The organism is Rothia mucilaginosa (genome assembly GCF_901875305.1).
GTDB lineage: Bacteria > Actinomycetota > Actinomycetes > Actinomycetales > Micrococcaceae > Rothia.
In genome coordinates this window covers 47,215-68,226 of sequence record NZ_CABFLY010000004.1, presented here as the reverse complement: position 1 = coordinate 68,226, position 21,012 = coordinate 47,215, and the positions used below count along the sequence as shown (strand labels likewise).

The 21,012-nt window shown below is 58.0% G+C and carries 13 protein-coding genes; 8 read left to right on the top strand and 5 right to left on the bottom strand.

The features are described from left to right. Nucleotides 1–52 precede the first annotated feature (52 nt). On the top strand, nucleotides 53–2,077 hold the full coding sequence (locus JX292_RS05820) for a serine/threonine-protein kinase (protein WP_204862450.1): 2,025 nt from the start codon (nucleotides 53–55) through the stop codon (nucleotides 2,075–2,077). 91 nt (nucleotides 2,078–2,168) lie between these two features. Here JX292_RS05820 and JX292_RS05815 read toward each other — a convergent pair whose 3' ends face one another. The 4 genes from JX292_RS05815 to JX292_RS05800 form a co-directional block, all read right to left on the bottom strand. After that, nucleotides 2,169–2,828 (bottom strand): hypothetical protein, encoded by a 660-nt coding sequence (locus JX292_RS05815; protein WP_204862449.1) that lies wholly within the window; start codon nucleotides 2,826–2,828, stop codon nucleotides 2,169–2,171. A gap of 309 nt (nucleotides 2,829–3,137) precedes the next feature. Further along, on the bottom strand, nucleotides 3,138–3,797 hold the full coding sequence (locus JX292_RS05810) for a hypothetical protein (protein ID WP_204862447.1): 660 nt from the start codon (nucleotides 3,795–3,797) through the stop codon (nucleotides 3,138–3,140). A 2-nt stretch (nucleotides 3,798–3,799) separates the two neighbouring features. Then, nucleotides 3,800–10,174, bottom strand: coding sequence for a DUF6531 domain-containing protein (locus tag JX292_RS05805; protein ID WP_239653664.1), 6,375 nt, complete (start codon nucleotides 10,172–10,174; stop codon nucleotides 3,800–3,802). A 180-nt stretch (nucleotides 10,175–10,354) separates the two neighbouring features. Continuing rightward, the gene (locus tag JX292_RS05800) at nucleotides 10,355–10,639 is read right to left on the bottom strand and encodes a pyrophosphorylase (RefSeq protein ID WP_005507345.1); all 285 of its coding nucleotides are present in this window, start codon (nucleotides 10,637–10,639) and stop codon (nucleotides 10,355–10,357) included. Nucleotides 10,640–10,940: 301 nt separating this feature from the next. Here JX292_RS05800 and JX292_RS05795 point away from each other — a divergent pair, with 301 nt between their 5' ends. The 5 genes from JX292_RS05795 (at nucleotide 10,941) to JX292_RS05775 (ending at nucleotide 13,663) form a co-directional block, all read left to right on the top strand. Then, nucleotides 10,941–11,417: a DUF4190 domain-containing protein gene (locus JX292_RS05795; RefSeq protein ID WP_204862445.1), complete on the top strand. Its 477-nt coding sequence runs from the start codon at nucleotides 10,941–10,943 to the stop codon at nucleotides 11,415–11,417. A 103-nt stretch (nucleotides 11,418–11,520) separates the two neighbouring features. Then, nucleotides 11,521–11,706: a hypothetical protein gene (locus tag JX292_RS05790; RefSeq protein ID WP_204862443.1), complete on the top strand. Its 186-nt coding sequence runs from the start codon at nucleotides 11,521–11,523 to the stop codon at nucleotides 11,704–11,706. Nucleotides 11,707–11,723: 17 nt separating this feature from the next. Continuing rightward, entirely contained in the window at nucleotides 11,724–12,596 is an 873-nt protein-coding gene (locus JX292_RS05785) for a hypothetical protein (RefSeq protein ID WP_204862441.1), read from the top strand. A 230-nt stretch (nucleotides 12,597–12,826) separates the two neighbouring features. Then, entirely contained in the window at nucleotides 12,827–13,261 is a 435-nt protein-coding gene (locus JX292_RS05780) for a hypothetical protein (protein WP_239653663.1), read from the top strand. 24 nt (nucleotides 13,262–13,285) lie between these two features. After that, the gene (locus JX292_RS05775) at nucleotides 13,286–13,663 is read left to right on the top strand and encodes a hypothetical protein (protein ID WP_204862439.1); all 378 of its coding nucleotides are present in this window, start codon (nucleotides 13,286–13,288) and stop codon (nucleotides 13,661–13,663) included. 96 nt (nucleotides 13,664–13,759) lie between these two features. On the opposite strand, the gene JX292_RS05770 is transcribed toward JX292_RS05775, so the two are convergent. Next, nucleotides 13,760–16,687: a choice-of-anchor M domain-containing protein gene (locus JX292_RS05770; protein ID WP_204862437.1), complete on the bottom strand. Its 2,928-nt coding sequence runs from the start codon at nucleotides 16,685–16,687 to the stop codon at nucleotides 13,760–13,762. Between the two features lie 286 nt (nucleotides 16,688–16,973). On the opposite strand from JX292_RS05770, the gene JX292_RS05765 reads away from it, so the two are divergent. Together JX292_RS05765 and JX292_RS05760 are read left to right on the top strand one after the other, a co-directional pair. Then, nucleotides 16,974–19,253 (top strand): TIGR03773 family transporter-associated surface protein, encoded by a 2,280-nt coding sequence (locus tag JX292_RS05765; protein WP_204862435.1) that lies wholly within the window; start codon nucleotides 16,974–16,976, stop codon nucleotides 19,251–19,253. Continuing rightward, the gene (locus tag JX292_RS05760) at nucleotides 19,240–20,991 is read left to right on the top strand and encodes an anchored repeat ABC transporter, substrate-binding protein (protein WP_204862433.1); all 1,752 of its coding nucleotides are present in this window, start codon (nucleotides 19,240–19,242) and stop codon (nucleotides 20,989–20,991) included. The genes JX292_RS05765 and JX292_RS05760 overlap by 14 nt, the downstream gene beginning before the upstream one ends. Nucleotides 20,992–21,012 lie beyond the last annotated feature (21 nt).

The following is a 21,012-nucleotide window of genomic DNA, read 5'->3' as shown; positions in this document are numbered from 1 at the left end:
CGTCTGGGGAGTCTTCCTGCTTGTTGTGAAGTTGATGTTAAGGAGTTAGCCCGTGACTGTACCTGCTGGTTCGCCGCAGTACTCCGGCTCGGAGCGTCGTGATGCTCATCCTGCCCAGCAGGCTGCTGGTCAGCCTGCTGGGGGCTTGGTTGCGGGCGCTCCCCTTGGCTCTTCGTATCGTTTGCTGCGCCGGGTGGGTTCTGGTGCGGTCGGTGAGGTGTGGGCTGCTACGATGAGCGGCTCGTGGGCTCTGTATGCGGCGAAGGTTTTGCGTCCGGAGCTTGCGGAGAACCCTGTGGTTCTTGAGTCTTTTGTGCGTGAGCGTTCGGTGTTGTTGGCGCTGTCGCATCCTCATATTGTGCCGTTGACGGACATGGTGGTTGAGGGTGGCGTGCTGGCTCTGGTGATGGAGTTTCAGCATGGCGGTTCGTTGCGTCAGAAGCTGGATTCTGAGGGTCCGTTGCCGGTTCGTTTGGCGTTGAGTCTGATGGTGCAGGTTCTGAATGCGGTGGAGTTTGCTCACCGTCAGGGCGTGATGCATCTGGATATTAAGCCGGAGAATGTTCTGCTGAGCGGTGTTTTGGGGGAGTCTCTGGATCAGCAGGTTCGTGTGGCTGATTTCGGTATTGCTTCTTTTACTGGCTCTGCGGGTTCGGGGGCTTCTCGTTCGTTTTCTGGCACTCCGGGGTATATGGCTCCGGAGCGTTCTGCGCATGGTGTGGCTACTCCGGCGGTGGATGTTTATGCGTGCGCGGTGACTCTTCATGAGTTGTTGGTGGCGTCGCGTCCTCTTCCGGCGCGTGGTGGTGCGGTGCAGGTGTCGCCGCAGATTCCGGCTGAGGTGGCTGAGGTGCTTCACGGGATGTTGGCGGAGAACCCGGTTCAGCGTCCTGGTGCAGCTGAGGCTGCCGCTAAGTTGCGTCTTTTGGCTGAGGGTTTCGCTGCTGATACGGTGCTTCCTCGGTGGGTTGAGGTGTCTTCGGGTGCTGTGGGGTACACGCCTACGGTGGTTCATGGTGCTGAGCCTGCGGTTTCTGCGGTACCTGGGCAGAATGTTACGGAGCTGTATGGTGCGGGCATGCCGTCGCTGGGTCAGGCACAGAATGAGACGGTTATCCGCGCTCCTTTTGTGGTGGAGCAGCCGGTATATGTGCCTGATGAGGTCGTTGAGGAAGAGGAGCCTGCCCGTTCGCCCTTGCGCCGCCCGCTGGTGTGGGGCGCTATCCTGGGTTCTCTAATCCTTGTGGGTGTACTCGTCTTTGTGGGTTTGAACGGCGGTAAGGGTTCACCTAAGACGGCCGAGTCATGGTCTGCGTCGAGCCGTAGTTCGGCATCTTTACCGAGTGGTTTGGGTACCCGTATTGAGGGTACGTATAACCCGCGGGATAAGAGTGCCCGCCTGACTTTTGAGTTTTCTTCGCAGAAGTCGGCTCTTCGGGGCGATATTTTGCAGGTGCTTCCCGGTGTTGAGGGTGGTTCGTGTGCTTCGGTGACGTGGGATGCCGGTCAGGCGTCTTCTGGTGTGTCGAAGAATCAGTCGAGTGTGACTGCGGTGGATGTTCCGTGTTCGTGGAATCTGTCTGGGGTGAGTATCCCGGCTAATGGTGTGGTGCAGGTTCGGGCGAATGTGTCTGCTGAGTTTAAGGATTCGCGTGCTTTTGAGGAGTGGGTGAACCGTATTGATTCTGAGACGTCGAAGGCTATTTCTGACAGGGAGGTTCGTTCGACGGCGTACCCGATTCAGCGTTTGCGGTCGATTGAGTTGCGGGTTCCTTCTCGTGTGGTGAATCAGAGTGTTTTGCCGGTGACAGTGGTTCCGGTGTGGCCGAGCGGCGCGGATGAGTTGAATCCGTTGATGGTTTTGCCGCGTACGGGTGAGTTTTCGACGCTGGTTCAGGCGATTTCTCCGGATGCTCAGTTGATTAGTTTTTCGGATGGTTGTTCGGGGCATGTGTTGGTGTCTGAGGATCAGCGGGTGGTGACGGCGCTGTCGGTGACGTCTAAGTGCCGCCTGAACGCGCAGATTGGTAATTTCACGAATCTGTCCAGTAGCGACTTCGCGATTATCACCCGCTAACGGTGGCACTCAGATAAGCTGTCGCTGGCATGCAGAAAGCCCCTGGGCTGAGAGGCAATCTCTCAAGCCCAAGGGCTTTCTCTATACGGTGCTACATGTCAACGTCGGCAAGGCCAGTAACCTTCCCCAGATTCTCAAAGTAGCGCATCGTCTTCCCAGCACAATCCAAACGGTTCACCTGAGCCACATCATCCGGGTTGTCCATGTCAGGCCAACGCTCGTTCTCAATCCTGAACCGCACAATCGCCAGAAGCCGGTAATTTTTATGAGGCAACGGGCTAAACAGGGCAATCTGGGTGCCTGACTTGGCGTAGAACCCCACCATGTCCTCATCTTCATATTTTGCTGCCTTGTAGAACACGACGCGGTTAATCGCGGTAAAAGGGTAACGGGTCGGGTTGGAGAACCAGATGCGCTGCTCGATGCCGTCGGCGGAGGTTTTCACGTAGGCAACATGCACATACCGCAACAGCGGAAGGAGGGCAAATGACAAGCATAGGTAGAGTATTTCATTGCCTGTGCCGAATTCTTCTTCAATATAAATATGAAAGAAAGCCATTAGTACGGACGGGATGGGAACAAATATTAGGCATAAAGCTTCGAGCCGAGTAACTCGTCGAATATAGATACCCTCACGTAGCCGTTGCTTATCTTTCCAGCGCTGCACCTCGTAATTAATGAGGACATAAAACGTCGCAACTGTTGTGAACACAGCGAAGATACCCCAGAAGACAATGAGGAAAGTACGCATGGCGGGTTCTCGTTTCGTATGGTTGGTGAATATCCGGAAGCGCACCACCGGCAGGTGGCGTACCTTCCCCAAGGATACTCTATGTGTTTGAAAGCTCTGACACGTTGAAATGTCGAGCACTTTGATGGTCTATGGGTTAGGTGGCTAGAAAGTTAACTCGGCGCGAGGCTCGGGTGAAGACTGGGCGGCCATTCACCAGCGGCTGGGCTTGGGCCCGTATCCACCTGAGTTTCATGGCTGACCCTGGTATACAAAAAGCCTCTGGGCTGAGAGGTAATCTCTCAGCCCAGGGGCTTTCTCTATGCGGTGCTACATGTCGACATCTGCAAGACCGGTGACCTTCTCCAAATCCTCAAAATAACGAATCGTCCTCGAGGCACAATCCAAGAAATCCACCTGAACCACATCATCCGGATTATCCATATCAGGCCAACGCTCGTTCTCAATCCTAAAACGCACAATCGCCAAAAGCCGGTAATTGTTATGAGTCATCGGACCAAAAGCAGCAATCTGCTTACCCGACTTCGTATAAAAACCCACCATATCCTGGTCTTCAACATCCACCGTCTTGTAGTAGGTAACGCTATCAATCGCACCTATCGGGTAGACCGTTGGGTTAGCTGACCAGACACGCTGCTCAATACCTTCAGGAGAAAGCTTCACATAAGCGACATGCACATAACGCAAAAAGGCAATGAACATAGCCGATACTAATAAAATCACTATTTCAGTCGCTATATCTAATGATTCAGGACCGTATATGTGGGCTACAAACGAAAGGCAGGGGAAGGCGGGAGTAAATATCATCAAGAGAGCTTCAGCCTGATTAGCTCGTCGAATATAAATACCCTCGCGCCGCCGCTTCTTATCTTTCCATCGCTGCACCTCGTAATTGATGATGACGTAGAATGTCGCAACTGTCGTAGGTAAAGCGACGGCACCCCAGAAGATAGTCAGGAAAGTACGCACAATTATTTACCTTCAGCAGTTTCAGCAGGAGCTACAGTAGTATTCTCGACCGTAGCCTCGGTTGACTTCTTCAGCTCATCCTTATGAGATTTAAAACTACCGGCTCCCGACTTCAACAAATCTTTCGGAGTACCCAAAACAGCGTCCGTAAAGTCCTTTGCCATCAACAAATTCGCTCGACGCTCAGAAACAGGCGTCTGGTTCCGCGCAGACTTTTGCAACGCATCACGTTGAACATACTTTTCCGTCCAACCGAAGGTCGCATTCAGGCCACGCGATGTAACCTCATTAACTACAGTCTGTTTCATTGCGCCCCGAGTGAAATCCTTTGCGATATCCCATTTTTCCTGAATTCGCATCTTAAGCGGAGCTTTCTCTCCCGGCGCAATTTTATCTAGATACGATTCCTTAGTCTTAAGGATTGAATCTTTAGTCTTAGACGCAACCTTATCAGAATACCCAACCTTAACGCCCTTGGTTATACCACTCTTAGCAAAGCCAGAAATAGATGACCAAGTAAAAACCTTAGCAGCCTCCCCGGCGTTAAAGTTTTCGGCCTTCCTCGTGTAATCCCACACGGCACCCACGCCAGCAGACAATGACTCACCCGCAATCTCCGGGGCATACTTACCAGATATATTCTGCATCCTCACCCAAGGCGCAGGATCCTTAGTCTTCCAACTGATCTTACTCACGGAATCTCTACGAGCACTAATGAATGAAGCGGCCTTCTGAGCAGGCTTCTGAATAATAGAAGGTACAAGCTTATCAAAGCCCTTCTTAGAGGCAGCCTTAGAAGCCACCTTAGAAGCCATATTCTCCGTAAAACCGTTTACCGGAATTTTGGCAAAAACTTGAGCATGGGTAAACACCTTCGCGACAACGCCCGTAACAGCGCCTTTAGCTGCGCCCCAGCCTGCTTCCCCTATCACGTTCCAGAGATCCACCTGACCATTCTTCGTCTTCTCCAAGGCACCAGCAGCGCCTTCCAAAGCACCAGCAGCCGCACCCCAAGCAATAGCAGCGATAAGAGGACCACCCCAAAATACAGATGCAACCACGACCGCAACAGCAGCCACCTGCAACCAACGCGCCGCCATAATCGCACCCTTATTCTTAATGCGCTCCTGACGATACTCCTCATACTCCTCAAACGAAATCGGCGACAAACCCCACGGATCCACCAAAGAAACCGGGTTACCACCCACCAACGAGAACCGATCAGCACCCCACGCGGCACCCACAGGAGCCGCCAAAGGATCAGGCGCAGTAAAACGAGCCACACGCGAATCCACCACACGGGCACCCAACACCTCAAAACCAGAAGAACCCAGCACCACACCCGAAGCCGCAGAAACACCAACCAGCGAATCCGGCAACACAGGCGCACCACCAGTAGCAGAAGCGCCCTGAGCAGACGGCACAGCAGGCGCAGCAACACCCAAAGACGCCCAACCATACGGATCCAACAAACCAGCACCAGAACCAGCACCAGGAACCAACGAACCCACAGAAGGCAACGACGAGCCGCCCACACCCAGCACGCGCGGAACGAACGAATTCTCATCCCACACCAGCGGGTGCATCACCGAAGCATCAAAACCAGCCACAGAACCAACAGCGACACCAGCACCGGTTGAGGGCACACCAAACTCGGGTACACCAACAGGCGCACCACCGGCAGCAAGCACACGACCATCAGTAGAAGCGCACAACAGCGAGAAGGACACAGCAGAATCCTCAGCAGAACCCCACGACGCCACCGAGCTCACGAACCCAGCCGCACCATAAGTCAGCAACGAGCCAGAACCATCCGAAGAAACCTGCAGAAGACGCGAATCATTACCGTCATACGAGAACACGCTCGTCGAAACCGGCACCAAGGTAACGCCTTCAACTTCCACGGACTCCGGGCACTGGCCCAGCCACGCCTGAGCGTCCTCAACAACAGGAGCAAACTCAGCCGACGGGGAATCAGCCTTCGCCTCACCCTGCACACCGTAGAGACATACTGCGCGAACGCGGGCGCCCTCATCAGTGACCAGCACCTTCACCCAAGCGCTCTGCGGCTGGGCGCTATCAAAGTACTCAACACGCACCAGCGCACCAGCAGCGTCATAGGTCCAACGCAGAGTCTCGGTACCGCGTACGGCAGAAGAGAGCATCTGCGCGTCAGTGTAGGTGTACATGACCAGACCAGCAGGCGAATCCACACCGCTAATACGGCCCAAATCATCACGAATAATCTCAGTGCGCAGAGCCTCAGAAGAGTCTGCCACAGCAGGGCCCTCAGTCACAGAAATCATGTGCGCACCACGGTAACCAAACTCGCGAACCCAGCTACCCGCCAAATCAGACACCTGCGCACGCACCAGCGCATCTACCGCGTTGTACTCGAAAGAAGACTCCACACGAGACTCAGAGGTAACAGCGGTCCCATCCAGGCGATACGCGGTGATGTCAGTCTGCTTGACCATACGACCAGCAGCATCATACGCATAAGCGCTCGAACCCAGAGGGTGCACAAACTCAGTGCGCAGACCATCAGCATCATAAGCATAGGACAGCTCATAGCCGCCGGCCTCGTCCATGTACGCAGTGCGGAAAGACTGCGGAATCTGGGCACCAAACTCACGGCGCTGACGGATTAGACGACCTAAGCGGTCGTACGACTCGACGATCACTACGGGAGCACCAAACGCATCAACGCCCGCATGATCATAAGTCGTCATCGTACGGCGCGCAGAATCACGCTCCATACGGTACAACAGAGAGCCATTCACCGAATGGGAACAGGGAACGCCGTCACGGTCGTAACCGAAGGAATGTACAGCACCATTACCGTCAGTGCTGGTCAGCAGACGACCGGCAGCATCATAGGTAGAGGTAGTGCGCATACCCAGCGGATTGGTTACCGCCAGAACATTACCCATCAGGTCATACTCGTAGCTGGTAATACGACCGGCAGGGTCCATCACAGAGGTAACGTTACCCGCCTCGTCATAACGGTAATGGGTCACGCCACCGGCACCATTAGTCACCGCAACCACCTGGGAAGCAGCATCATAGGTGAACGAACGAGTACCCCACTTGTTATCACGGATGCTCTTCACACGACCACAAGAATCCCAGGTGTAGAACACCGGAGAAGCCACACCGGAACCGGTAATGGACAGCACACGACCGCACGCGTCATAGCGAACGCGCGCCTCAGAACCGTCACCGTACACCTGGCGAATCAGACGGGAATCAGCATCGTACTCGTAACGAGTCACAGACTGCTCAGCAGTACCGGCAGCCTCATAGGTTGCAGCCAGTCGACCGCACACATCATAGCTGTACTCGGTCACACGACCCGCGGGGGAAATCATACGCACCATCTGGTTCGAGCCGTTGTACTCGTAACGGCTCAGACCGCCCTCAGCGTCCAGAACCTGCACGGGGTTACCCGCGCCGTCATAAACCATCGTGGAGACAGTCGGGTCGTCAGCATCTGCACTAACCTGCGGGCCAGAATCCTCGGGGAGAACCTCGGTACGCACCGGGCGGCCCAGGTGGTCGCACGAGATACGCACGCGATCAACACCATCATTGGTGGTGAAGGTCTTGCGCGAGGAATCAACCGAAGTACGTACACTCACGCCGGTCGGGTCAATCAACGCGGTCAGGGTGCTTGCGGCATCATACTCGCGAGTCCACACACCACCGGCGGGGTCAATGGTGCGGACCAGGCGCATCAAACCATCGTAGGCGTAGTTGAACTGCGCGCCACCCGGCAGGGTAATGCGGTCAATATTGCCGTTCGTATCAAAGGAACGCTCCATGCGGCGACCCAGCGGGTCGACCACGGCAACAATGTCACCGCTCGGACCGTACTCGTACTCGGTACGGGCACCTGCAGGATCCACCGAAGCCACCAGGCGACCGCCAGCAGCGTACTCAAAACGCCAGCGGGAACCATCCGGGTCCTGACGGCACACCATGTGACCGGCAGAATCATAGGTGAACTCAGTCTCCAGCCCAAGGGCCGAAACAATCTTCACCAGGTGGCCCGCAGCAGAGTACTCGCAACGGGTCAGCTGCTGCTCAGCATTACGAATACCGGTCAGCAGACCGAACTCGTCATACTCAAGGGAGACAGTAACACCCTCAGGGCTCACCACACGCTGTAGCAGACCGTCAGCCCACTCAAAACGGGTCACATGGCCGTTACCGTCGGTCATAGAAGAAGGGTTACGCTCAAAATCATTCGCGTACTCGTAAGTCACCGTAGTCATCGGGCTTACGGCAGGGCTCTGGGCAGAGTCCTGCCCCGAAACACCCTCAAAAGTGCGACCCTGGGCCTCAGCCTCCATGCGGGCACGACGAGCCAGACGGGCGGCACGGCGAGCGCGCGGGTCCGTCTCAATAGCGCTCATTGCCACGGAGACTACGCGGTCATGCTCGTCATAGGCGAAGAGGGTTTCAGCGCCCTCATCGGTGACCTCACGAATAATACGGCCACGCTCATCACTGTAGCGGGTAATGCGAGAACCATCGCGGTCTACTACGCTCACACGGTTGCCAAAGTCATCGTAGGCATAGCTAGCACGCCCGCCTTCCGCGTCAACAATGGCGGTCAGGCGTGCGTACTGGTCACTAATCCACAGGTTCGTATAGGAGGCGTCTTCGTTCGAAACGTCAGTAATGCCATTCGGCAGGTAGCGGTAGCGAACACGACGACCGTATTCGGTGTCCTGTTCGGTAATGCGGCCGGTCGGGTCGTAGTAGTTCGTCACCTCAACAGTGCCGGCACTAGCTACCACACGGTGAATCAGACCGGTAGCGTCATGTTCATAACGGCGGGTACCGGCATCGCCATGCACCGCACACAGGTGAGTACGACCGTCAAGAGTGACGTACTCGTAACGCACCGACTGACCACGTGAAGAGTGAATAGCACCGACGAGGCCACCTTCGGTGTACTCCACCTCGATACGTGCACCGCGCTGATGCACGATAGCGCCAACACGACCCTCTTCATCGCGCAGGTATGCGACAGCAGTACCTGCTCCAGCGCTCATGCCCAGGTAAACACCGGTGAGGCTAAAAATGTGCTGGGTACCAGAGTTGTCGGAAATACGCAGCAGGGACGAGGCGTCATAGCCCGTAGCGTGCAAAATATAACGCAGGGAGGGATCAGCAATAGAGCCCTCTTCACCCATCAGCTGGGTGAGGGGCAGTTCTTCAAGCCACCATGCTTCACGCGGGGCACGAGCATAGCCGTGGGTGCCGTCCTCACGAGTCATTCGGTCGAAGGTAACCTCACGACCGTCAGCCATAGTCCAGACAGCATTCTCAACGTTCAGCTGCACACGGCTCTCAATATTTGAGGACCAGCCAGCACCGAACACGCCAGATACAGCGTGCTGACCGAAAACAGCCACACTGTTGTACATGCGAGTTACAGCGCACGCAGAAACCACGCCGGAGAACGCCATGTCGGTTTCTTCTTCAATGAAGTTACCGGTCGCAACGTTCACGGGGTCATTCACATAACCGCTGGTCGTAGACTTACCCACAATAGCCGGAGTCGGAACTTCCAAATCGTGACGCTCGGTGCTAACTCCAGCTGCACTAATGGCGCCATCCAGAACAGAATCAGCAACGGTAACAATCTGGCCCGAGCTACCGTACTTTTCAAAAGTATTGGCTACGATGCCCAGCCAAGTCTTATCGTTGGCGTTCGACTTATTCCACGCTTCAAACGTGCTGATGAGATTTTCAGCATCAATAGTTCCCCACTGGCACTTAGCCGCAAATTCAGAAGCAAGGCTACGGAGCTTACCGGGCTCAGCGTCAAAGCTAGTGCCGAGGTTCGCCAAAGTACCAGAAAGAGCACGCACGGTCGAAGGGCGCGCCGAAGAAACAGGCATGCCCGATGAACGAGTCTCAGTGCTCTCACGATGACCTAACGACGCAGTATCAATATTGGTGTCAGGTACGTAATGCTCAGCCTTCGGAGGATCACCTCCGAACGTTTCATTCCACCATTTACGGAAACCGCCCCAGTCAGTCTCATAGTGGTACATACGGTCGCGGTTCTCATTTTCCTTATGAGCAGCTTCCTTAAGGCGGTCCACCACCGTTGCCAGCTGGCGCAGAATATTCGCAATATCACGACCATCACTGACTGCAGTGTCAATATTGGCTGCCGTAATCTCTGCGTAGTGACCTTCAAAATCCTCAAGAGCCTTCGTCAAAGAGGACTTGAGGCCGGGAAGAGTATTATCAATGTTCTGCGCTACGCCACGGCAGGCATTCGCAAAAGCATCAGATGTTGCATCATCAAACTTAACTCTTTCAGTGCTCACATTAGTTGAATCGGGCGCATCCATGCTCTGCCACCTTTCAGGTGTGATTGGTTCGGAAGTGTGGTGATTAAACAGATGTAGACAGACATGTACACCATGTCTGGAAAACTACGTGGGTATAACCGAATAACAGAAAACGCCGCCTACCGCTCACCGCCCCGTAGCCGGGGAGCGGGGCGGTAAACGGCGTTTACCAGGGAAGGCTTAGGAGCCGCCACCTGCCTGGAAGATATCGGTAGAAATCTGGTTGAGCTGCTCGCGCAGGTCGGTCAGTTCCTGAGTCAGGTTACGCAGGGTGTTTTCTACGCCGGGCCAGGTGTCATTGCGGAAACGCTCAGCCAGGGGGCCGTCCCAGTTGTTGGGGTCCTTCAGCTGGTTACCCTGCTGGTTGAGGTTGTTGATTTCGTTCTGCAGGCCGCCATTGATGATGTTCTGGAGAGCAGTAATGGCATCCTTGGCTGCCTGCGATGAGAGTACGCGATCGGACACGAGTTCCTCTTTCGTCGTTGAGTTGCCGGAAGATGTGCATTAGATACACGAATATCAAATACGCACCGTTAGTGCTTTGCACCACTCCGAACATTACACTATTTCGCGGCAAAGCGCATCTTCCACACCCTGTTGTGAGAAAAATTTCTCATAGTAGACATTGCACAACAGTGCGTGCATATACATTTATCTACTCTCATCAAGAGATTTCTCCCGCTACGGTATCCTTAGGAAATGCCAGCCCACTCGGGGTGGCACCCTATCGATAGATTCACCAACCACATACGAAATGAGGACTTTCATGTCTGAAAACACCCCGCAGCCGGCCGCACCGCAGCAGCCGCAGTTCACCCAGCAGGCACCCGCCGCACAGCCCGCACACGGCGCACCCGTCGAAGCCCCGAAAAAGAAAAAGTGGGCGGCAGTAACCGCACTGGTCTTGGGCATTATCTCCGCCCTGACCGGCTTCATTATCCTGGGCGCATTTACCGCAGTTCCGACCGTTATTTTCGCGATTATTGCCCTGGTCATGGTCAAGCGCGGCACCGGCAAGGGCAAGGTCATGGCTATCATTTCGCTCGTGCTGGTCGCGGTTGCGATGGTCACCTTCGTTCTGGGTAACAATGTGCGCGCTCAGAAGCGTGCAGAGCGTGAGCAGATGGCACGCGAAGCGATTCAGAAGTGTGAGAGCAAGGAATTTGGTGCCTACTACACCGAGAAGGACGGTAAGCGTTACTGCTCATATGGTGGCTGGCTCTACCGCGTAGACAACAAGTAGACCGGGGTCTGGTTTAGTAACCTGAGTGGGGGCGTTCGCGTGTGCGGCAGTCGCCGTGCCTGCGAGCGCCCCTCAACCATATCTTCCGTGGGCGGTATGGCCTTTGACTACGGAGTACATCCTGGAACTCTTTGTAGAGTTTGGTGACTATGACCAGATGGATACCCTTATCAAAATCCTCTGCTACGCCCGCAAGTATGAGATTGGCTCCCCCGAGGCTGGGGAGTACCGACAGATCCCGGAGCACCTGCAGCGCATCCTTGACCGTGCTGCGGCAGAGTCCAAATAGCTGAAAGGGGAAATAGCATGAACGCTATCTCTGAAACCTTCAGAATCCTATGGCTAATCTTCCTATGGTTCTGCTTTAGCTTCATGATTCTTGTGTCGTTGTTATCGGGCATTTTTGGGGGCTGGCCGTGGGGCGCAATGTTCCTCGTTGCAAGTACTATCGGTCTCTCAGCCATAGATACAGTACTCAAGGGAGGTATTGGCTACGAATCAAACGGTGGCCTCTTCCACCACTTCTTTATCTTCGTTCACTCCATCAGCGCGGTGGGCTTGATTGTACTGACAGTTCTTACGGCTTTCGGTGTACTCCAGGGGGACCAGACTCCATGGACCCCTGAGACGAACTTCGCTTCCTGGTACATGGCTGGCGGAATATTCATTACCTACTTCCTCATTCAGCCGACCGAGCCTAATGACGATATTCCTAACCTGCAGCGCATGGAACAGCTGGATAAGCGCTCAGCCCGTGTGGGTGTTGTGTCGGCGGCTATTTTCACGGTTCTGTGCCTTGTGGTTCCTCTGACTAGTTTCATGACTGCAGGCTATGATCCGGCGGCTCTGGCGGTTGCGCTTTTCCTGGCTCCTGGGTTCCTGCGTGTTGTGCGTGAGGGCCTCTTTTACCTGCAGGGCACCCGCTTTGAGGAGGGAACCGAGGGGTACCGCACCCTGCGTGCCGTGTGTATTGGCGTGGCTGGTTTGGCTGGGTGTATTGCGCTTGGATACTTGGGCTATTCGCTGGTTCGTCTGGAGTTGCTGCCTGCACTGTTCTTCGCGGCATCGGTGGCGATGAATGGGTGGTCGGTGAAGAAGTACGTCACCGTGGGTATCACCATTCCTGAGAACGAAGACGCGGATTCCTCTTCTCACGCTAGCGTTCAGGAGGCGGAGTAAAGCATGCTAGATACCATCTTTAGTATTTTCTGGGGAATTATCTTAGTTCTCTCCATTGCCTCTATCCCCTACATTATTATCAGGTACGAGATTAATCGACACCAAGATAAGAAAAAAGAAGCAGAAGGAATTTACATTAGGCGAGTAAATCGCTTTGAGGTATGGATTTGTATATTTAATCCATTAATTCCATTTTTTGGATATATATGGCCAATAGTCATAGTGGAAATATGGGTATCTGGTTTAATATCGCCGGAATTGCTTTAGCGTTATTCTTTTTCTTGTGTTCTCGCTATATTCTTGTCGCTTACGTGAAGCTCTCCCCTGAAGGTATTGAGCAGCGCGTCTGGTCAGCTAATCCGACCCGCTACCCTATTAACGCGATAGACAGCATCGTGTATTACGAAACGCTGAATGTTGAAGATCAGGATATGGTGGGCTTCTATACCCGCTCCGGTAAACAGATTGCTGCCTTTGGTCCGACTACCCACAATAACTATCGCATCTTGGCGATTGTGCGGTTCAGGATTGAGAATGAGCGTTGGCCTGATATGAATAATTCGGATGATGTGGCGAGGGTGAATGAGTTGGACGATAGGGGTATGACCATTCTTTATTTCAGGGGTCGCGAGAAGGTTACTGGTCTTGCCGACGTCGATATGTAAATCTATCAAGGAATGAGGCAGTTAATGGAAATTAATTATAAACGCCGCCAAAGGATAGCGCTCATTATTTCATTCATCATTCTTTGGTACATGTTCTTTGTTTTCCCTAAATACTCACGTGATGACAGTGACGGTATCACCGCTACCTGCACCGTAACTAAGGCATATACGAAAGAGCGCGGCGGCACAGTAAGCGGCATGAATGATATTAGGCCAAAAGGATTTTTTGAGACAGAAGAATGCGGTACCCTCACATTGTATGAAGCCCCAGAAGGCTGGAAGGTTCCCGCCTACGTTGCAACAGCTCAGCCTGGTAAAAAATACCTATTCCATGTCGCAAATTCATCACCTAAAAAGGAACGGGATTTTGATACGACCCGCTTTGAAGAAATCAAAGAATAACAACCTCATAAATTAAAAACAAAGCCCCCGTAGCCGAGAGTCATCCTCTCAGCCGCGGGGGCTTCACCCTATCAGCGCATCCTCACGCGGCGAGCGCTAAGAAGCGCGGCGGCGAGAACGCAGCACCATCACAGTGCCCGCACCAAGCACCAGTGCGCCACCCACAGCCACAGACACCGCACCAAAACCAGTACGCGCCAGGCCACCCTGCTGGGAGCTCACGCCACCCGACGCAGCAGACACACCAGACTGACCCAAAGAGCCACCACCAGTGCCACCGCCGGAGATACCGCCCGGGTACACGCCGCCAGCAGAACCGTCAGCCGAACCCTGCGCGTTCACATCACCGGCAGCACCGGAAGCACCAGCCTGACCGGACTGACCAGCCTGCGCGGCACCAGACTGCGCGGAGCCGGGCTGGTTAGCACCAGCGGTACCACCCGGGGTTGCCGAATCCACACGGCGCACACCACTAAAGTCGTCCGCAGCCGCGTTCGGGTCCTTCGGCACGGCAGTCTCAAACGAGCACGCATCCGACGCCTTCTTACCCACAGCAACCGCAAGCTGCTGCACCGGGCTGTTCACCTCAGTACCATCAGCCAGGGTCGCAGAATAGTGCACGTCAAACATGTACTGGCCGGGCTCAGAGAACACCCAGTTCGCGTGCGCGTGCGTCGCGTAATCAATGTCGATCGTGGTCTTGCCGGTCGTCGAATCCAGCAGCACATCCGCACCGTTCAGCGACTCGGTGAACATGCCGAAGCGTGCGCCCTCAGGCATGACCTTCGGAACCACGTGCAGGCGCACCGGGTCGCGCAGCTGCGAGTAGTCAATGTCCTGCGTGTTGTAGCCGGGCCAGGGCAGGCCGCTCTGCTGAGTCTGCGGCAGGCCGTAGAAGGCGGTACCGACCGGGCCCATAAAGTTCAGCTTCTCATCAGCCATACGTTCGGTGCGTACACGGCGGGCGTTCTCGCTGACGGTCCACACGACCGAATCGAGCGGGCGCACGGTCGAATCGGCGTCAATGATGCCGCTGTCGTCACGCAGACCCACGGACAGCTGGCGGTCCTTCAGGGTCGCCTGGATATCCAGGTGGCCGTGCGAAATCTTGGTGCGGCCGTCAATCTTGCCGGGCACGCACTGGTGGCCGGGGGTTCCGGGGGTGGACGGCTGCGCAGACGGTGCCGGGCTAGTCGGAGCAGGGGCGCTCGGGGTCGGGTTCGCGGGCGTGGGGCTAGAGGGCGCCGGCTCGCTGGGCACTGCAGGCACGCTCGGAACCTCACTCGGTGAGGTCGTAGGCGCAATGCTCGGCTCGTTGCTCGGCTCAGCAGAAGGCGCGACGGTAGGCTCAGCGCTCGGCGACGGGTCCACCGGAGCAGGCTTCGGCGCATCGCTAATGGGTGCGCTATCGGGAGCCAAAGCACCGTGCGCGGTGTACTTGGTGCCCGGCTCGTAGTTCGCCGCAACCTCAGTGGTGGAGGCGGAAGCGTTCATATCCGGGTGGGTCAGCATCTTCACACGCAGAGCCGTACCCTTGTAGAACGACTCGTCACGGAAGGTAAAGCGCACCACGCCATCCTCAACGGAGCCTTCCAGGTCGAGGTACGGGTAGACCGGGTCATCCTGGGCGTAGAAGCCGCCGCGCAGGAAGCCGCGCACCTTCGGGTCCTTGAAGCGGACCTCAACGGTGCTGAAGCCGTTGCCGTTCGGGGTGACGGTCACGTCGTAGTCCATGCTGGTCGGCGTGTACTGCTGGGTGCTGAGTACGGTGTTCGCTTCGTCCGGGATTTCTTCGGGCCAGGAGCCGTTACCGTCGTCGCTGTACACGCTCTCAGCCTTGCCGGGCTCGTAGGCGAGCTTGTGCGAGATCCAGCGGGACGCCTCCGCGCTGTTCGCGTCGGAGGTGTCGGGGGTGAAGACCGCCTGCAGCTGGGAGCCCTCGCTACCGAGCATTTCAGACCAGGTGGCGGTACCGCTCACGACCGGCAGATCGGTCAGGAAGTAGCCGTTGTTGTACAGGGTCAGGGTGCCCTTGAGGTTCTTGTTCGCGGCGGTGAAGGTGATGTCGCTGAGCTTGTCGTCGGCGTCCTTGTTCTTTGCCAGGTCGGCATCCAGGCGGTGCGGTGCCACGGACAGCACGTACTTTGCGGCGTCCAGGTCGCCAACGGGTGCCGCATTGTAGCGGTCGACGGTGGGCACGGCGGTGGGGGTGCCGTCACCGAGCACGGGCTGCATGCCGCCAACCTGCCAGACCAGCTTCGACGGCTTGGAGCTGATGATGCGGCCGTCGGTGGAGCGCGCCACGGTGCGGTAGGTGACCACGTAGCGGCCGGGGCGGGTGAAGGTCGTGGTGTTGTGGGTGTGGCTGCCCTTGTCGAGCAGCCAGGAGTGCCAGCCGGTCGAGCTACTGGAGAGCATGCGGTACACGTCGGCGGGGGCGTCGTCCGGGTTGTAGCGGAAGAGCTCCATGCGGCCCGGGCCCTCAACGGAGAGAACGTCGGTGACGAACACGCCGTCACGGAAGCGTTCGGTGGGGATCTTAGCGGAGGCGCCCAGGCCAGCCCAGATGGGGTCCTGGTTGCCGGAGGTCAGGTGCGGTGCCATGTAGAGGGTCTGGCCGGGTTCGCCGAGGAACGCCAGGGAGGGCGAGTCGCCCAGGGTCATGGTGTACTGCGACTTGCCGTCGCGGCCGCTGTAGCCCTTGCCGACCCAGTTGACGGTCTTGTCCAGTTCGTAGGTGTCTGCGCCGGTCTTGTAGGGGTTCGCCTCGTTCATGAGGACGAAGGTGCCGTTCTGCTCGTCCCAGTAGGCTTTGGGGGCGTCGACGTGGCCCTTGGTGGTGACGATTTTTCCGTCGTCGGGGCCTGCGGCGGCGGGCAGGGAGGGGGCAGCGCCGGCGAGCGCGAGCAGTGCTGCGGAGGAGAGGAATGCGGCGGCGCGGCGGAGGGCGGGCTTGCCGCCGGGGATGAAGAGTGCGGGGGTGTGTGTGGCGACCCGTCGTTGGGTCTGCTTCTGGGAATTCATGATAACCTTTCTCACTTCTATTTCTTAGGGTAGCTCTTTTGCAAATAATTGTCATTTATGCAATAGCTGAGTATAGTGATTCTCAGAAACACCGGTGTGCCGCGGCATAAAACCCGCACACACACCACATACATTCACAAAGAGAAACAGCACGCACGCGCCCACTAACGGGGCAAAACCCGGACCCCGGCAACAGGTCGCCGGGACTAGCCCCGGCCTACCACCCGGCACACCCCGGGAACCCGGGCGGCGCGCCAGCCAACGAGCAGTCATCCAAGGAGCCACCATGCAAGGACGCACCAAACCCCTGAGCCTACTCAGCGCAACCACCCTCGGATGCACCCTCGCACTCGGGGCACCCCTCGCCCTGCCCCAGGTCGGCACCTTCACCGCCGCACAGGCGCAGGAAAACCAGGCCGGTACCCAGGCAGGTACCGAGTCGCGCACCTACGTCAACTACGAAGGTGACTACGTCATCGCGGGCGTACACACCGAAATGCTCAACGCCTTCCTCGACGGCAACCAGTTCACCCTCGGCACCCTCGCAGACACCGCCCCCGGCCAGCAGGGACGATTCAACCCCGCCCACACCGTCTTCCACCTGCCCGACGTCGAGGACGCACACACCACCGTCGCCGCAGGCTACGACTACATTGCCCCCGAAGGCACCGACGTCTTCTACATTCCCTCCACCCGCACCCGCGGCCTGCTCTACCCCGGCCTCGGCGCGGAAGGAATCCGCCCCGGCGCGCTCAAGGGCGACACCATCAACCTTGAACTCGTGCGCAGCAGCGTACCCGAAGGCGGCCGCGCCGAAGTCTTCACCGAATCCGGCCGCGACAACCCGCGCGTCTTCAGCACTAACGACCAGCTCGCACCGCACACCATCACCGCGGGCGGCCACGAGCACCTCAGTTGGGCGTTCACCCGCGCCGGCATCTACCAGCTGACGTTCCGCGCCACCGCAACCCTTACCGACGGCACCCCGGTCAGCTCCGAAGCGACCTACACCATCGCCGTGGGCACTAACGCTGAGGACGGCTTCAAGCTCCTGAACGCGCAGAACGCCGCAAAGGAGAGCACGCGCGAAGCGGCGGAAACCCCCGAGGCGACCTCCACCGCCACCGAGAGCGCCACCAGCAGCGCCAGCGCATCTACTTCCGCAAGTGCTGAGGCTGGCGCCTCTGCCGAGGCGAGCGCATCCACCGGTATTCGCCGCATGGACGCATCCGTGAACGGTCAGAACGCCGCGCAGGTGACCGACCCGAACGGCGCGAAGGCGGCGGCGAATGGTGAGCAGGCATCCCAGGGTGGATCCGGTGTTACCGCTATCAGCGGCGCCGACAACACCACCAATAACGGCTCTGACAAGGGCGAAAGCAAGGGTGGCAACTCCCACGGTGTGAAGGGATCCAGCGTGAAGGGTTCCAACGCCCAGAACGTCACCGCACCCGGCAACAACAGCGGCGGCGGTATCCTCTCCTCCGGCCTGCCCGGCAGCCTGAACCAGCAGTGCATCGCCACCGAGGTTCCCGCTGAAGACGCCAAAGATTCTCAAGATTCCAAGAGCGCGAAGGACAGCAAGCAGAACGCCCAGGCGGCCCAGGCGCCGACTGGCATCCCCACCCTTGCCGTGGTCAACACCGCCGAGCACAGCGGCCGTGAAGAAGTCACCCACGGCCACTTCGATGTGGGCCCGGTCCTCAACGGCGGCAACCTCACCAGCAGCGTGAAGGACGACCGCACCAGCCCCGCCCGCCACGTCTCCCCCGGCGCCCTCGAGTTCGTACTCAATGACGCCGCGAAGCTCAACCTGCCCGCAGGCATGGAAGACATCGCCCCGGCGGGCACCCCCGTGTACATGATCGGTGCAACCCAGCAGCAGGGCGTGCCCTGGCTCGGCTGGAGCACCCAGGACCCCGAACTGCTCAAGCAGCTCGACGGCCCCGTTACCATGAGCCTCAACGGCTTTGAGGGCCCCGGCACCCTATCCACCTTCCTCTCCGGCAACTTCGGTTCCGCCGGTCAGAAGGTCTTCGATTCGCGTAGCGGCGGCTCCTTCCAGGTGCCCGCAAACACCCACCAGCACAGCAATTGGGTGTTCACCGCCGAGGGTCGCTACACCGTGACCATCGGCTGGACTGCGCGCCTGAAGAACGGTCAGCAGGTCAGCAGCGAATCGGTACTACACTTCACCGTCGGCAACCCCGATAACGCCCCGGCAAGCAACAACGCGCAGGGTGCGGCGGGCACCAAGCAGGACGGCGGCGAGAAGAGCACCGCCAAGAACCCACTCAACGGCACCGTGGACGAAGCCACCGGCATCGTCACCAAGCCCGACGGATCTAAGGTGCGCATCGTCGGTAAGACCGCCTCCGGTGAGGATTGCGCCCTGACCAGCCAGGAACTCGCGAACGCCCAGAAGGCAGCCGCCGCAGGTAAGCTACCAAACACCGGCGTGGTCATCGACCCGTTCATGGTCAGCACCTCTATTCTGGCGCTGGCACTCGGTGCCATGATTCTGCGTTCGGCACGCCGAAAGGGCCGCAGCGGTGACGCCGCATAGCAGGCATACCGGCAACCGCGCGCAAGCATATAGTCGGCGTACCGCCCTCACCCTCGCTTCCCGTATCGCGGTGGGTGCGGGGATGGGGGCTGGTGCCCTCGCGCTGAGCGGATGCGCCAGCACCGTCAATGCTCCCTCCGACCGGATGCGCGTGGTCGCCACGACCCCGATCCTGGCGGATTTGGCGCAGCAGATTGCAGGAGAGCGCGCCAGCGTGCACTCTCTCGTTCCTGCAGGTGCCGACCCGCACTCGTACGAGCCGAGCCTGCGCGATATCCGCGATGTCGCCTACGCACGCTGCGCCCTGACAAACGGTCTGCTGCTGGAGCAGCGTAAGCTCAGCAAAATGGTTGAGGCGAACCTGCCCGCAGGGGTCGCGTCCGTGGCGGTTGCGGAGAAGATTGAGCAGTACGGCGGCAAGCTGGAAGCCATCGTGGAGGATGCCTCCCTGGACTCCATCTGGCTGGGTTTGCGCGTTGAGGAGGGCGGGCAGAACGAGTCTGCCCCCGCCGATTCTTCGGAGGCCGGCATGCGTTTTGAGGTGCAGAGCGTGCGGGCGCGCACCTCTACCGATTCGTCGAATGCGCAGCTGGCGGCGTTCATTACGCAGACCTTCGGCGCGGTGGAGATGCTGTGCGATTCGCATGCGCGCGGCGTGAACCTCACCCGTGAGGGGGACACCGCGATTCGTACCGGCGATATGGGTTCGTTGGAGCTTCCTCTGCAGGCGCATACGCACCTGTCGTGGGCGTTTAGTGATGCCGGCGAGTACGCCATTGAGCTGAGGGCCACCGCGGTGAAGGCCCCGGAGTCGGTGCGTTCTTCGCGCGGCACCCTGTACTGCGCGGTTGGTCGTGACCCGCAACAGTTGGTGGACCGCCTGGCGAAGGAGCAGAACGTTTCTGCCGCCGAGATCAAGGTTCTTTCCGCAGGTCACGCCGATATTACGGCACGCACCGGTGACGGCAGGCTCGTGCTTCGCGCGGATTCCTCCCAGGGCGCCGTCGAGTACGAACTGAACCGCACCGTGGTCGCGGTCCCCTCCCGCACCCTGCAGGAGGTGCCCGCCGGCGGTAGCTACCGCTTCCTGCGTTCGGGTGCTTCGGAGCATCGCGGCCAGGTGTACCTGCTGGCCCAGGCCGTTCTGGGCAAGCACGTGCACGGCGAAATTGACCCGCACATTTGGCATTCGGTGCCGAACACGAAGGCGAGCGTGCAGGTCATTCGTGACGCGCTCACCTCCGCTGACCCGGCGGGTGCGAGCGAGTACGCGACCCGCACCGAGCAGGTGATGAAGGAGCTCGACGCCCTGGACGCTCAGTTGCGTCAGGTGTACGGTGCCCTGCCGGAGGCGGCGCGCAACCTGGTCACCACGCACGACGGCTACCGCTATCTGGCGAGCACCTACGGGTTGCACATTGCTGGTTTTGTGAGTGCCAGTGCCAGCGGCGAGCCGAGTATTCAGCAGCGTCAGCGTCTGCGTCGCACGGTCGAGGATTTGAAGGTCCCGGCGATTTACCTGGATAAGTCCACGGCGATGCGTTCACCGGTTCTGACGGAGTTGGCTCGGGAGGCGCAGGTGCGTACCGGGGTGCTCTATTCGGACACCCTGGATGCGCAGGCTCCTCACTACGCGCAGATGATGTTGGCGAATGCTCACACGATTGCGCTGTGCTCTGGGGCTAGTTCTGGTGGCGATTCTTCGGGCGCTAGTTGCTCGGAGGCGAGCACCTCTTAACCCGATTTTTTAAGCCTCTCG